This window comes from Falsirhodobacter sp. 20TX0035, assembly GCF_028307215.1.
Lineage (GTDB): Bacteria > Pseudomonadota > Alphaproteobacteria > Rhodobacterales > Rhodobacteraceae > Falsirhodobacter.
The window spans coordinates 19,070-31,554 of the sequence record NZ_JAQMHV010000002.1 but is presented as its reverse complement, the minus strand read 5'-3'; the positions used below and the strand labels follow the sequence as shown (position 1 = coordinate 31,554).

The window sequence follows — 12,485 nt, the reverse complement described above, 5'->3', positions numbered from 1 at the left end:
GCGGGGGAGGGGCCGATGCTGACACATTCCCGAACCCGCGGCTTTGCCCGGCAGGTCGGCACCATCGCCGTCACGCTGGTCGGGCTCTTGATCCTGACCTTCGTGATCGGGCGGCTGATGCCGGCCGATCCCGTTCGCGCCATCGTGGGCGAGGAGGCGACGCAGGACACCTACATGCAGGTGTACCAGGAACTGGGGCTGGACCGGCCCTTGCCCGTGCAGTTCCTGATGTATCTGCGCGACGTGGTGACGGGGGACTTCGGAACCTCCATCCGCACGGGGCAGCCGGTGATCCATGACATCGCGGCGGTGATGCCCGCGACGCTGGAGCTGGCGACGCTGGCGATCCTGATCGGGGCCACGCTGGGGATCACCATGGGCGTGATCGCCGCCGTGAAGAAGGACCGCTGGCCGGACCAGCTGATCCGGGTGATCAGCCTTGCGGGCCATTCCATGCCGATCTTCTGGACGGGGATGATCGCGCTGCTGATCTTCTACGCTTGGCTGGGCTGGGTCGGCGGGGGTGGCCGGATCGACGACTACTTCATCGGGCTGGTGCCGGAGGTGACGCATTTCATCCTGATCGACGCGGCCTTGGCCGGCGAATGGGAGGTGTTCTGGAGCGCGCTGAACCACATGATCCTGCCGGCCTCACTTCTGGGATATTCGTCGAGCGCGTATATCACGCGGATGACGCGCAGCTTCATGCTGGACCAGATCAACCAGGAATACGTGACCACGGCGCGGGTGAAGGGCTTGTCGGTGCGGCAGACGATCTGGCGGCACGCGTTTTTGAACATCCGCGTGCAGCTGGTGACGATCGTGGCGCTGGCCTATGGCGCGCTGCTGGAAGGGGCCGTGCTGATCGAGACCGTGTTTTCCTGGCCGGGCTTCGGGCAGTACCTGACGTCGAACCTGATGATCGGCGACATGAACGCGGTGATGACCTGCGTGTTGCTGGTGGGCGTGATCTTCATCGCGCTGAACCTGCTGTCGGACGTGCTGTACCGCGTCTTTGATCCGAGGACGCGCTGATGCAGACCGAAACCCTGAAGAAAGGCCGCACGATGACTGTTCCGGGTCTGGCCCCGCTGGGCCGCATCCTGCGCTTCCTGATGCGGCAGCCCACCTCGGCCTTTGGGCTGGGGGTGATCGGGCTGCTGATCTTCGGCGCGGTCTTCGCGCCGTGGCTGGCGACGCATGATCCTTACGCGCAGGATCTGGCCAACACGCTGGCGCCGCCCGGCGGAGGGCACTGGTTCGGCACGGACGAGCTGGGCCGCGACATCTGGAGCCGGCTGGTCTGGGGCACGCGCATCACGCTGACCATCATCGCGCTGGTGACGGTGGTGGTGGGGCCGATCGGGTTGGCCGTGGGGACCATCGCCGGGTATTACGGCGGCAAGGTGGACACGGTGATGATGCGGATCACGGACATCTTCCTGTCCTTCCCCTCGCTGATCCTGTCGCTGGCCTTTGTGGCCGCCTTGGGGCCGAGCCTGTCGAACGCGATCATCGCCATCGCCCTGACATCCTGGCCGCCGATCGCGCGACTGGCACGGGCCGAGACGCTGACCTTCCGGGCGGAGGACTACGTGTCGGCCGCGCGGTTGCAGGGGGCGTCGGACGCGCGGATCATCCTGAAATCCATCGTGCCGATGTGCCTGCCGTCTGTTCTGATCCGTTTGACGCTGAACATGGCGACGGTGATTTTGACGGCGGCGGGGCTTGGGTTCCTTGGGCTGGGCGCACAGCCGCCGCTGCCGGAATGGGGCGCGATGATCGCGACGGGGCGGCGCTACATGATCGACAGCTGGTGGCTGGTGACCTTCCCCGGCATCGCGATCCTGTGCGTCAGCCTGGCCTTCAACCTTGTGGGCGACGGGCTGCGCGACGCGCTGGACCCCAAGCAGATGAACCGGAGGTGACATGGACACGATCCTGGATATCCAGAACCTGAGCGTGGCCTATCGCGGATCGCCCGCACCGGCCGTGCGGGGGGCGTCCTTCACGCTGGGCCGGGAACGGCTGGGCATCGTGGGGGAGAGCGGGTCGGGCAAGTCCACGCTGGGGCGGGCGCTGCTGAAGCTGCTGCCGACGGCGGACATCACGGCCGACCGGATGCAGTTCCGCGAGGTCGATCTGCTGGCGACGCCGGAAAAGCGGATGCTGGGCATCCGGGGCAAGCGGATCTCCATGATCCTGCAGGACCCGAAGTTCAGCCTGAACCCGATCCGCCGCGTGGGCGACCAGGTGGCCGAGGCGTGGCGGGTGCATGTGAAATGTTCGAAGGCCGAGGCGCGGGAAAAGGCGCTGGCGATGCTGCGATCCGTCGCGATCCGGGATGTGGAGCGGGTGTACGACCTGTATCCGCATCAGGTCTCGGGCGGGATGGGGCAGCGGATCATGATCGCCATGATGCTGCTGACCGAGCCGGAGCTGGTGATCGCGGACGAGCCGACGAGTGCCTTGGACGTGACGGTGCGGATGCAGGTGCTGTCCATCCTTGACGGGCTGGTGCGGGACCGGGGCATCGGGCTGATCGTCATCAGCCACGACCTGAACCTTGTGCGCAACTTCTGCGACCGGGTGCTGATCATGTATGCGGGCCGCGTGGTCGAAAGCCTGAAGGCGAGCGAGCTGGACAAGGCGCAGCATCCCTATACCCGCGGGTTGCTGGCGGCGCAGCCGCGCATCGGCGGGCCGCGCCGGCCCTTGCCGGTCTTGCAGCGGCGCCCCGAATGGGCCGAGGAGGTGCGGGCATGAAGGACATCGTCATCCGCGACCTGTCGATCACGCTGGGGGAGGCGCGCATTCTGGACGCCATCTCCTTCAGCGTTCAGGCGGGGGAGTGTTTCGGACTGGTGGGCGAAAGCGGGTCGGGCAAGTCCACGATCCTGCGCTGCTTGTCGCTGCTGATGAAGCAGTGGCAGGGGGAGGTGCGCATCGGGGGACAGGACGTGCGCGCGATGCCCGTGGTGGAACGCTGCCGCACGATGCAGATGGTGTTTCAGGACCCCTACGGCTCGTTGCATCCGCGCCAGTCGGTGCGGACCGTTCTGGCCGAGCCGCTGCGCATCCACGGGTTGGACGATCCGCGCGGCCGGATGGACCGGGCGATGACCGAGGTGGGGTTGCCGCTGGCCTTCCTCGACCGCTATCCGCACCAGTTGTCGGGTGGGCAGCGGCAGCGCGTGGCCATCGCGCGCGCCCTGATCCTGGAGCCGGACGTGCTGCTGCTGGACGAGCCGACAAGCGCGCTGGACGTGAGCGTGCAGGCCGAGATCCTGAACCTGCTGGCCGACCTGCGCGAGCGGCGGGGCTTCACCTATGTCATGGTGAGCCATGATCTGGCGGTGGTGGACCACATGTGCGACCGTTTTGCCGTGATGCAGAAGGGGCAGCTGGTGGAGGTTCTGGGCCGCGGGGCGCTGACCGGCGTTCCGGGGCAAGGGGCGCGGCATCCCTATGCGCGGGAGTTGATCGACGCCTCCATCGCCTATGACCGGGCCATGTAGTTCGGGCTGGCCTGAGGACTGGCGGCGGCGTCTGGAGGCGCCGCTGCCGTTGCGGTTCGGCGTGCCGGGATGGCGGGAGCGCCTTCGGCAGGCGTGGGACGCGGCCTTGCCGCCCGCCGATCCCGTGGTCGGGTTCGCGGGCGGCGTTTTGTGTTTTGCCAGCGGCAAGCGGGCGGAAGGCGTGGCGCTTGTGCCCGAGCGGATCACCGGCTGCGCCGTGCTGATGTTTCACGATCATGGTGGGCGGTTCGATCTGGGCTGGCGCAAGCTGACCAAGGATCCGCAAGGATTTTATGGCGGTGCGCCGGCGCAGCGGTTGGTGGCGGCGGGGCATCCGGTGTTCTGTTTCGACGCGGTGGGCTGGGGATCGCGGGGGTTGCCCGGGGATCAGCAGGCGCAGGCGTGCATGGCATTGGGGATGGGAACGTCCTTGGCAGGGCTGGTCGCGGGGGAGGATCGGGACATCGCGGACTGGGTGGCAAGGCGGCCGGAGGCGGCGCGGGGGCTGGCCGTGTGGGGGTTTTCCTTTGGGGGGTTCCGGGCGTGGCAATGTCTGGCCGTGTGCGACGCGGTGGATGCGGCGGTGGCGCTGTCCTGGATGGCGCAGCGGCGGGAGTTGTTGCGGTTGGGGGCGCCGGTGGTGCAGGGGCAGGCGGCGTTCTGGATGCTGCACCCGTCACTGACCGGGTTGGCGGATCTGCCGGATCTGGCGGCGGTGGCCGCGCCGAAGCCGCTGTTCTTGCGGTCGGGGGATGCGGACCGGCATCTGCCGCTGGCGGCGGTGGAGCCGGCCTTTGACGATCTGCGGCGCATTTGGCCTGTGGATGCGGCGGTGTTCGCGGGCGGGCATGTCTGCCCGCCGGAGGTGCAGGAGGAGGCGATCGCCTTCCTTAATTCACGCGGTTGTTTTCGATGAAGTCGAAGTTGATGTCCTCACCGATGCCGGGACGATCGGGGACGTGGACGTAGCCGTCGGCGTCCATCGGGTCCGAGAGCTGGTTGAGGTAGTCGAAGCCGTCGTCGTATTCGAGGAAGGGGTGCAGGAGGCCGCGTTCGTACCAGCGGCAGTTCTTCGACACGGCGGTGACGACGAGGTTCATCGCGGTGTTGCCGTGGACCTCACACTCCATCCCGAAGCTCTCGGCCATGCGCATGGTCTTCAGGGCGGGGGTGATGCCGCCCACGTCGTTCACGCCGGTGCGCAGGATGTCGCAGGCGCCGTGCTTGACCCATTCGGCGCGGTGCCAGTGCTTGCCGGACGCGCTTTCGGGGCCGACCACGGGGATGTCGAGGTTGTCGGACAGCCACTTGTAGGAGGACATGGACTGTTCGTCCATTGGCTCCTCGATCCAGTCGAAGCCCAGCTTTTCGAGGCCGCGGCCGAGGAGGAGGGAATCGGTGCGGGAATACCAATGGAAGGCGTCGATCATCAGGTGGATGTCGGGGCCCACCGCCTCGCGGACCGCGGCGCAGGCCTTGAGGTCCATCTTCACGTCCGGGGCCCAGGACACGGGGGGCATCCAGGTGTGCAGCTTGATGCCCTTGTAGCCGCGGGCGACCAGCTTTTCAGCGAAGCGGCCGTAATCTTCGGGCGTGGCGAGGCCGCCTTCGAGTTCGTCGCCGCACATGATGGAGCCGTAGGCGAGGATCTTGTCGCGGTAGGAGCCGATCAGCTTGTGCGTGGGGGTGTTGAGGGCGCGGCCGGCGAGGTCCCAAAGGGCGACGTCGACGGCTGCCAGCGTCCGGTCGGTCAGCTGGGCGGCCGATCCGCGCTGCCAGTGGGCGAGGTCGTGCCACAGGCGTTCGCGGTCGCGGTGGTCCTGCCCGATCAGCACCTTTTTCACGAACTTGTCGATCACGTGGGGGCGCACGATTTCCGGCACGGTGAAGGAATGGCCTTCGTGCCCGTCTTCCGTCCGCAGGGTGAGGAGCGAGGTCTTCACCTGGTGCGGGGGGCCGGGATGGGCGTGGCCGGCGCTGTCGGAATGGCGGCGCGTGGTGCTGAGGAAGTGGCGCACCTGAACGTCGGTGATGATCATGGAATCCTCCGTTTATGGGCGGAGCATGACCAGTTGTAATACAGGTGTCAAGAAGCTGTATGCTGATTGCCGCGCAGAAGGGCGCGGTAGCGGGCGAGGCTGCCTTTCAGATGCTCTTGCATCGCAACGCGGGCGGCGGCCTCATCCCCGTCGAGGATGGCGCGGCAGATGGCGGCGTGTTCGCGGTCAAGGTGGCGGTTGTAGTCCTGCGGGCGGATGTTGTCCTGTCCGGTCTGGAGTTCTCCGCGCGGGATGATGCCCACGCGGACAAGGGTAAGGAATTCAGGAAAGCGCGGGTTGTTTGTGGCGTCGGCGATGGCGAGGTGGAAGGCGAAGTCGGCGTCGCGGGTGGGGGTGCCGGCAGACAGGCAGTCCAGAACCGTCTGATGCGCCGCCAGAATCCGTTCGTCCTGCTGGGGGGAGCGGCGGAGGGCGGCGAGGCCGGCGCTTTCGACCTCGACCGCGCGGCGGAGTTCGAGGAGTTCGATCACGGAGGAGACGCGGCCCATGTCGAGGTTGAGGAAGGGGCCCGGCTGCGCCTGAAGCGCGAAAAGGCCCGCGCCCTTGCGCGCCTGCACGAGGCCTTCGAAGGACAGGGTGGCGATCGCCTCGCGCACCACGGTGCGGCTGACGCCGTGGAGTTCGGCGAGCCGGGTTTCGGACAGGAGCCGGTCGCCGGGGCGGATGCGGCCTTCCGTGATCTCGGTGCGAAGCGCGTCGGCCACGCGGGTGGCGAGGCGGGCTTTCGTGCCTGACATGCGGCGTTCCCTTCAACTTGTCCAACATGTGATATACGTTGTGGCGAGGCATGGCAAATGGCGTGCGACCCTGTATGATGGGAGAAAAAGGACCTTGCCATGACCCTTTCCCCTGCCCGCGCCGGCAATCTGGTGGCCCGCGTCAGCGAAGCGCTGCGCGCCGAGATCACGGAAGGCCGTCTGAAGCCCGGCGACCGCCTGCCTTCGGAAGCGCGCCTGACGGAGGCGCACGGCGTCAGCCGCACCGTGGTGCGCGAGGCGATCGCGGCGCTGCGTGCCGACCGGTTGGTGGAGGCGCGGCAGGGCGCAGGGGTGTTCGTGCTGGAAGCGCCGGTGCCGGAGCGCGCGCCGTTCCAGAACATCGACTATGTGCGCCTGTCGTCTATGATCGAGATGCTGGAACTGCGCACGGCCGTGGAGATGGAGGCGGCGGGGCTGGCCGCCACGCGCCGTTCGGCCCAACAGGAGGAGCGGATCATCGACGCCTATCGCGCCGTGAGCGCGGCCATCGCGGCGGGGGAGCCGACCACGGCGGCGGATTACGATCTGCATCTGGCGATTGCCGAGGCCACGAACAACCCACGATTCCCGGAGTTTCTGGCGATGGTGGGGGGCAACGTGATCCCGCGGCAGGCGTTGCAGAACACGGGGCCGGCGGCGGAGGATGCGGCGCCGCAGCCCTATCTGGTGCAGATCCAGGAGGAGCATGACCGGATCGTGACGGCTATTCTGGCCGGCGACGAGGAAGGGGCGCGGCAGGCAATGCGGGTGCATCTGCGCGGCGCGCAGGGCCGGTACCGCATGTTGCTGCGCGGATAGTCATCATACAAGTGTTGACGCATGTCTGTTGTGTGATGTAGGGTCTGTTCCAGACCCCCTGTCCGTCAAAGGATTTGCACAATGGCTCAGGCCCTCAAGACCGCGCTTGGTTCGGGACTTCTGTCCTTCCCCGTGACCCATTTCGACGCCGAGGGCCGTTTTGCGCCCGAAAGCTACAAGAGCCATGTGGAATGGCTGTCGGGCTTCGACGCGCCCGTGCTGTTCGCGGCCGGTGGCACGGGGGAGTTCTTCTCCCTCGCCCCTGCCGAGATTCCGGGGATCGTGAAGGCGGCGCTGGAGGCCGCGGGCGGCAACACGACCATCGTGTCGGGCTGCGGCTACGGCACCGAGATGGCGGTGGAGATCGCGAAGTCGGTGGAGAAGGTGGGTGCGACAGGCATCCTGCTGCTGCCGCACTATCTGATCGATGCGCCGCAGGAAGGCCTTTACCAGCACGTGAAGGCCGTGTGCGACGCGACCGACATGGGCGTCATGGTCTACAACCGTGACAACGCCGTGCTGACCGCCGACACGCTGGCCCGCCTGTGCGACGCCTGCCCGAACCTGATCGGGTTCAAGGACGGCACCGGCGACATCGGCCTTGTGCGCCAGATCACGGCGAAGATGGGCGACCGTCTGACCTATCTGGGCGGGATGCCGACGGCGGAGCTGTTCGCCGAAGCCTATCTGGGCGCGGGCTTCACGACCTACTCCTCGGCCGTGTTCAACTTCGTGCCGCAGCTGGCGGTGGACTTCTACAAGGCGCTGCGCGCGAATGACCGCGCGACCTGCGAGAAGATCCTGAACGAGTTCTTCTATCCGTTCATGGCGATCCGCAACCGCCAGAAGGGTTATGCCGTGTCGGCCATCAAGGCGGGCGTGCGGTTGCAGGGCTTCAACGCCGGAAAGGTTCGTCCGCCGATCACCGACCTGACCGCCGAGGAAGAGCGCATGCTGGACGCGCTGATCGAGCCGTACCGCCGGAAGAAAGCCGCCTGATCCGGCATGAAGATCGCGAAGGTTCGGACGCATCTTCTGGATCACCGTCTGGAGGTGGCGTTCGAAAGCGCCTCCATGCGGTTCGACCGGCGCGTGCATGTGCTGGTGGAGATCGAATGCGACGACGGGACCGTGGGCTGGGGCGAATGCCTCGGCCCCGCGCGCCCGAATGCGGCGGTCGTGGCCACCTATGCCCAGTGGCTGGTGGGGCAGGACCCGCTGGAAACGGAGAAGATCTGGGCCACGCTTTACAACGCGCTGCGCGATCAGGGGCAGCGTGGCCTGACGATCACCGCGCTGTCGGGGATCGACATGGCGCTGTGGGACATCAAGGGCAAGCGGTTCGGCGTGCCGGTGTCGGTTCTGCTGGGCGGGCGGTTCCGCGAATCCGTGCGGGCCTATGCGACCGGCAGCTTCAAGCGCGACGGCGTGGACCGGGTGGAGGACAACGCCGCCGAGATGGCCGGCCATCGCGCCGCGGGCTTTCACGCCTGCAAGGTGAAGATCGGCTTCGGGGTGGAGGAGGATCTGCGCGTGATCGCCGCCGTGCGCGACGCCATCGGACCGGACATGCGCCTGATGATCGACGCCAACCACGGCTATGACGCGATCGAGGCGGTGCGTGTGGGGCAGCGTGCGGCCGAGTTCGGTATTGACTGGTTCGAGGAGCCGGTAGTGCCGGAGCAGCTGGCCGCCTATCGCGAGGTGCGGGCGCGTCAGCCGATCCCGGTCGCGGGGGGCGAGACGTGGCACACCCGCTGGGGCCACCGCGAGCCGATCGAGACGCGGGCCGTGGACATCATTCAGCCGGACCTTGCCGGTTGCGGGGGCTTTACCGAGGCCCGGCGGATCGCGGATCTGGCGGCGCTGCACGGGGTGCGCGTGGTGCCACATGTCTGGGGCACGGCGGTGCACATCGCGGCGGCCTTGCAGTTCATGGCGGCGATGGTGCCGTCGCCCGTGCGCAACAGCCCGATCGAGCCGGTTTTGGAATTCGACCGCACCCACAACCCGTTCCGTCAGGCCATCGTGCAGGTGCCGATCGACCATGTGGACGGCGTGGTTTCCATTCCCGACGGGCCGGGGCTGGGGATCGAGATCAACCGCGACGCGCTTCGCGAATTTGCCCCGAAAGAGGACTGAATGGACATCATCCGCACCCTGACCGGCGAAAAGCCGGCGACCGTTCTGCCGAAAGGGACCATCGACACGCAGATGCACATGTATCTGCCGGGCTTTGACGCGCAGGCGGGCGGGCCGCCGCTGCCCGGGGGCGATCTGCCGGGGCCGGAGCAGTATCGCCGGTTCATGGAGTGGATCGGCATCGACCGCGTGGTGATCACCCAAGGGAACGCGCATCAGTCGGACAACGCGAACTTGGTCGCCTGTCTGGCCGAGATGGGGGAGGTCGCGCGGGGCGTGGCGGTGATCCATCCGGACACGGCGGAGGCGGAGATCGCGCGGCTGGCGGAGACGGGCGTCGTGGGCGCGCGGATCATGGACCTGCCGGGCGGGGCGCTTGGCCTGTCGGGGCTGGAAGGCGTGGACGCGCGGGCGGCCGATGCGGGCTGGGTGGTGGCGGTGCAGTTCGACGGCAGCCACATCCTGGATCACGAGGAGCGTCTGGCGAAGGTGCAAAGCCGCTGGATCCTGGACCATCACGGCAAGTTCTTTGCCGGGGCCGGGCGACCGCAGATCGACGCGGTGAAGCGGCTGATCGACCGGGGCAACTGCTGGTTCAAGTTCGCGGGCGTCTACGAATCGAGCAAGTCCGGCGGGCCGGATTACGCGGATGTGGCGGACGTCGCGCGTGAGATCGCGGCCCATGCGCCGGAGCGGGTGATCTGGGGCACGAACTGGCCGCACAACCTGGCGAAGACGACGGCAGAGTATCCCGATGACCGGGCGCTGACGGACACGGTGCTGTCGTGGTTCCCCTCGGACGCGGCGCGGGTGCAGGCGCTGGTGTCGACGCCGGAGGCGCTGTTCGGGTTTTCGAAGATGTGAGGCGGAAGGCTGGGGGGTGTAGTGTCACCTTCCGGCGGACGTTTGCGGCGGCGAACAGGATGCGCTGGCCGGTGGGGGTCAGGACCGAGCCAGTCCTTCTGCCCGGCAACATTGCGGGCGGCTTGGGGCGGGGCAGCGGTCGGGCTCCTTCGCCACGATCCTGGGGCAGATCGGATGGCGGATGGAAACGTTCACCGGCAGCCAAGGGGTGTCGGTGGTGAAGCCAACTTGGGCACCGGCATCCCACACCCCCGGGGTGCGGCAAGGCCGTCTTGGCCAGATCCTCCACGCGGACAGACTGGGGCGTTTCCCGCAATGGTGGCGGAAGGCCCTTCGGGGCCTTCGCTCTTATTCCTTGCGGCGCAGGCCCGCGGCGGCCTGAAGGGCGGCGAGGTGGGTGAGGCCTTGGGGCATGTTGCCAAGCCAGGAGCCGTCCTTGGGGTCCACCATTTCGGGCAGGATGCCGGGGCCCTGGTCCAGGGCGGCGCGCAGGGCGTCGAAATGGGCGCGGGCCTGATCTACCTGGCCCAGCCGGTTGCGGGCGTCCACCATCCAGAAGGAGCAGGCGAGGAAGCAGCCCTCCTCCTTCTCCGCGCCGGAATAACGGTAGTGGAAGGGGCCCTTGCCCAGCTTGCGGTCGATCGCGTCGAGCGTGCGGCGCAGGCGGTCGTGGCCGTCGAAGCCGAAGCGGACGGCCAACGCGACGGAGGCGTCCAGCCGGTCGGTGCCGGGATACATGGTGAAGGCGCCGACCTTTTCGTTCCAGCATTCGGTCTCGATGAACTCGGCGATGCGGTGGCGTTCGCGGTCCCAGCGGTCGCGGCAGGTGGTGGGCAGGTGGCCTTCATCGGCCAGTTCCACCGCGCGGCTGAGCGCCTGCCAGCAGGCGATCTTGGACATGGTGTATTGCTGCACCTCGGGGAGTTCCCAGATGCCGCTGTCGGGCTGGCGCCAGTGGTCGGTGCATTCGTCGGCGAGGTGAGACAGAACTTCGGCGCTTCCGGAGTCGATGATGTTGCCGCGGGCGATGAAGGAGGCGACGGTTTCGAAGATGTCGCCATAGGTGCCGTGCTGGTGCTGGCGCGCGGCGATGTTGCCGCGCAGCACCGGCTGGCTGTTGCGGTAGCCGGGCAAAGGCAGTGTGGTCACGACGTCCTTTACCCCGCCTTCCAGCGCGAAGCACACGCGCGAGCCGTGATTGGCCAGCTGGTTCAGGAGCCAGGTGAGGGCCGCCTTCGCCTCGGCCTCCGCGCCCAGATCGAGGAAGGAGATGATGGTGTAGCCCGCGTCGCGCACCCAGGCGAAGCGGTAGTCGTAGTTCTTGTCGCCGCCGATGCGTTCGGGGAGCGAGGTGGTGGCGGCCGCCGCGATGGCGCCGGAGGGGGAGTAGAGGAGCAGCTTCAGCACCAGCGCCTGCCGCAGCATGTAGGCCGACAGGTCGTCCCCTTCGTCGAAGATGGCGGCCCAGTCCCGCCATTCCTTGTCGGATACGTCGATGCGCCGGTCGATCGCGGCGAGTTGGGGGACCACGAGGGGTTCGCCTTCGCCCGCGATGATCGCGAAGGTCTGGCGGTCACCCTCGGTCAGGGTGAAGGCGCCGTGGATGCGGTCGTCATTGGCGTGCAGGGTGATTCGGTCGCTGTCATGCACGAGCATGCCCAGCACGTCGCCCACGTGGAAGAGCTGGTGCTTGCCGCGTTTGGAGAGATAGGGGCTGCGCTGGCCCGCCTGATGGCCGATGCGCATGTCGAGCTGGAAGCGGACGGTGCCGCGCGTCACCTCGATCCGGCGGGCGAGTTCGCACCAGGGCAGGCGACCGGCGGAGCCGCTGTTGAGAGATTCGGACAGCACCGCCTCTCCCGCCTCCGTCGTGAAGCGGGTTTCGAGGACGTTGGAATGGGGGCGGTAGCTTTGGGTGGACTGGTAGTCGCCTTCGGGGCGGATCACGAAATAGCCGCCCAGCGTGCCGTCGGGCAGCCGCGTGTCGCCGGTCAGCAGCCGGTCGAACAGGGGCGGGCTGTCCATGTTGGGCGCGCACCACCAGTCGATGGAGCCGTCGGAGCCCGACAGGGCGATGGAGCGGCCTTCGCCAAGCGCGGCGTAGTTGTGAAGCGGGGCAAAGCCGTGTTGGTCGCGAAGAGGACGGGTCAATGCGTGAAGGCCCCGTAGGCGAAGAGGAGGGCCGAGCCCATGACGATGAACGCCGCCCGTTGCAGCGCGCCGCGCCAGCGGGGCGTCGGGCTGAGCGGATCGCGCGGGTCGTATGCGGCCATGGACAGTCTCCTTTTGCGGAACAAACGGGCGGTGGGGGCTGCGGTTCCCCGGCGCCTTGCCAAGGCGGGCGG

13 protein-coding genes are annotated in these 12,485 nt (G+C 67.6%); 9 read left to right on the top strand and 4 right to left on the bottom strand.

Annotation, left to right across the window (positions count from 1 at the left end; all coding sequences use genetic code 11):
* Positions 1–15: 15 nt before the first annotated feature.
* From PIJ50_RS04200 to PIJ50_RS04180, 5 genes are read left to right on the top strand one after another with little or no spacing between them, the layout of a single operon-like run.
* Positions 16–1,035 carry an ABC transporter permease gene (locus PIJ50_RS04200; protein ID WP_271973005.1) on the top strand — a complete coding sequence of 340 codons (1,020 nt, stop codon included), beginning with the start codon at positions 16–18 and terminating at the stop codon, positions 1,033–1,035.
* Positions 1,036–1,067: 32 nt separating this feature from the next.
* Positions 1,068–1,928: an ABC transporter permease gene (locus PIJ50_RS04195; RefSeq protein WP_271973372.1), complete on the top strand. Its 861-nt coding sequence runs from the start codon at positions 1,068–1,070 to the stop codon at positions 1,926–1,928.
* Between the two features lies 1 nt (position 1,929).
* Positions 1,930–2,766, top strand: coding sequence for an ABC transporter ATP-binding protein (locus PIJ50_RS04190; protein ID WP_271973003.1), 837 nt, complete (start codon positions 1,930–1,932; stop codon positions 2,764–2,766).
* Entirely contained in the window at positions 2,763–3,518 is a 756-nt protein-coding gene (locus tag PIJ50_RS04185; RefSeq protein ID WP_271973001.1) for an ABC transporter ATP-binding protein, read from the top strand. Before PIJ50_RS04190 ends, PIJ50_RS04185 begins: the two co-directional genes overlap by 4 nt.
* Positions 3,502–4,434: an alpha/beta hydrolase family protein gene (locus PIJ50_RS04180; protein ID WP_271973000.1), complete on the top strand. Its 933-nt coding sequence runs from the start codon at positions 3,502–3,504 to the stop codon at positions 4,432–4,434. The genes PIJ50_RS04185 and PIJ50_RS04180 overlap by 17 nt, the downstream gene beginning before the upstream one ends.
* On the opposite strand, the gene PIJ50_RS04175 is transcribed toward PIJ50_RS04180, so the two are convergent.
* Positions 4,409–5,557, bottom strand: coding sequence for a mandelate racemase family protein (locus PIJ50_RS04175; RefSeq protein WP_271972999.1), 1,149 nt, complete (start codon positions 5,555–5,557; stop codon positions 4,409–4,411). The two genes, PIJ50_RS04180 and PIJ50_RS04175, sit on opposite strands and share 26 nt — an antisense overlap.
* Before the next feature lie 47 nt (positions 5,558–5,604).
* Positions 5,605–6,315: a FadR/GntR family transcriptional regulator gene (locus PIJ50_RS04170; protein WP_271972998.1), complete on the bottom strand. Its 711-nt coding sequence runs from the start codon at positions 6,313–6,315 to the stop codon at positions 5,605–5,607.
* Positions 6,316–6,414: 99 nt separating this feature from the next.
* On the opposite strand from PIJ50_RS04170, the gene PIJ50_RS04165 reads away from it, so the two are divergent.
* From PIJ50_RS04165 to PIJ50_RS04150, 4 genes are all read left to right on the top strand, one after another.
* Complete coding sequence (locus PIJ50_RS04165; protein WP_271972996.1) at positions 6,415–7,134, top strand: FadR/GntR family transcriptional regulator; 720 nt, start codon at positions 6,415–6,417, stop codon at positions 7,132–7,134.
* An 81-nt stretch (positions 7,135–7,215) separates the two neighbouring features.
* Complete coding sequence (gene kdgD, locus PIJ50_RS04160) at positions 7,216–8,133, top strand: 5-dehydro-4-deoxyglucarate dehydratase (protein WP_271972995.1); 918 nt, start codon at positions 7,216–7,218, stop codon at positions 8,131–8,133.
* Positions 8,134–8,139: 6 nt separating this feature from the next.
* Positions 8,140–9,276, top strand: a complete 1,137-nt coding sequence (locus tag PIJ50_RS04155; protein ID WP_271972993.1) for a mandelate racemase/muconate lactonizing enzyme family protein — start codon at positions 8,140–8,142, stop codon at positions 9,274–9,276.
* Complete coding sequence (locus tag PIJ50_RS04150; RefSeq protein ID WP_271972992.1) at positions 9,277–10,140, top strand: amidohydrolase family protein; 864 nt, start codon at positions 9,277–9,279, stop codon at positions 10,138–10,140. It abuts the gene before it with no gap.
* A gap of 348 nt (positions 10,141–10,488) precedes the next feature.
* Here PIJ50_RS04150 and PIJ50_RS04145 read toward each other — a convergent pair whose 3' ends face one another.
* The gene (locus PIJ50_RS04145) at positions 10,489–12,291 is read right to left on the bottom strand and encodes a glycoside hydrolase family 15 protein (protein WP_271972991.1); all 1,803 of its coding nucleotides are present in this window, start codon (positions 12,289–12,291) and stop codon (positions 10,489–10,491) included.
* Positions 12,288–12,413, bottom strand: a complete 126-nt coding sequence (locus PIJ50_RS04140) for a hypothetical protein (protein WP_271972990.1) — start codon at positions 12,411–12,413, stop codon at positions 12,288–12,290. The genes PIJ50_RS04145 and PIJ50_RS04140 overlap by 4 nt, the downstream gene beginning before the upstream one ends.
* Positions 12,414–12,485: the final 72 nt, after the last annotated feature.

Excerpts from the sequence above, each read along its gene's own strand:
- PIJ50_RS04165 (WP_271972996.1), top strand. The coding sequence starts at position 6,415 with ATGACCCTTTCCCCTGCCCGCGCCGGCAATCTGGTGGCCCGCGTCAGC.
- PIJ50_RS04175 (WP_271972999.1), bottom strand. The coding sequence starts at position 5,557 with ATGATCATCACCGACGTTCAGGTGCGCCACTTCCTCAGCACCACGCGC.
- kdgD (WP_271972995.1), top strand. The coding sequence starts at position 7,216 with ATGGCTCAGGCCCTCAAGACCGCGCTTGGTTCGGGACTTCTGTCCTTC.
- PIJ50_RS04185 (WP_271973001.1), top strand. The coding sequence starts at position 2,763 with ATGAAGGACATCGTCATCCGCGACCTGTCGATCACGCTGGGGGAGGCG.
- PIJ50_RS04180 (WP_271973000.1), top strand. The coding sequence starts at position 3,502 with ATGACCGGGCCATGTAGTTCGGGCTGGCCTGAGGACTGGCGGCGGCGT.
- PIJ50_RS04195 (WP_271973372.1), top strand. The coding sequence starts at position 1,068 with ATGACTGTTCCGGGTCTGGCCCCGCTGGGCCGCATCCTGCGCTTCCTG.
- PIJ50_RS04150 (WP_271972992.1), top strand. The coding sequence starts at position 9,277 with ATGGACATCATCCGCACCCTGACCGGCGAAAAGCCGGCGACCGTTCTG.
- PIJ50_RS04190 (WP_271973003.1), top strand. The coding sequence starts at position 1,930 with ATGGACACGATCCTGGATATCCAGAACCTGAGCGTGGCCTATCGCGGA.
- PIJ50_RS04155 (WP_271972993.1), top strand. The coding sequence starts at position 8,140 with ATGAAGATCGCGAAGGTTCGGACGCATCTTCTGGATCACCGTCTGGAG.
- PIJ50_RS04170 (WP_271972998.1), bottom strand. The coding sequence starts at position 6,315 with ATGTCAGGCACGAAAGCCCGCCTCGCCACCCGCGTGGCCGACGCGCTT.
- PIJ50_RS04200 (WP_271973005.1), top strand. The coding sequence starts at position 16 with ATGCTGACACATTCCCGAACCCGCGGCTTTGCCCGGCAGGTCGGCACC.
- PIJ50_RS04140 (WP_271972990.1), bottom strand. The coding sequence starts at position 12,413 with ATGGCCGCATACGACCCGCGCGATCCGCTCAGCCCGACGCCCCGCTGG.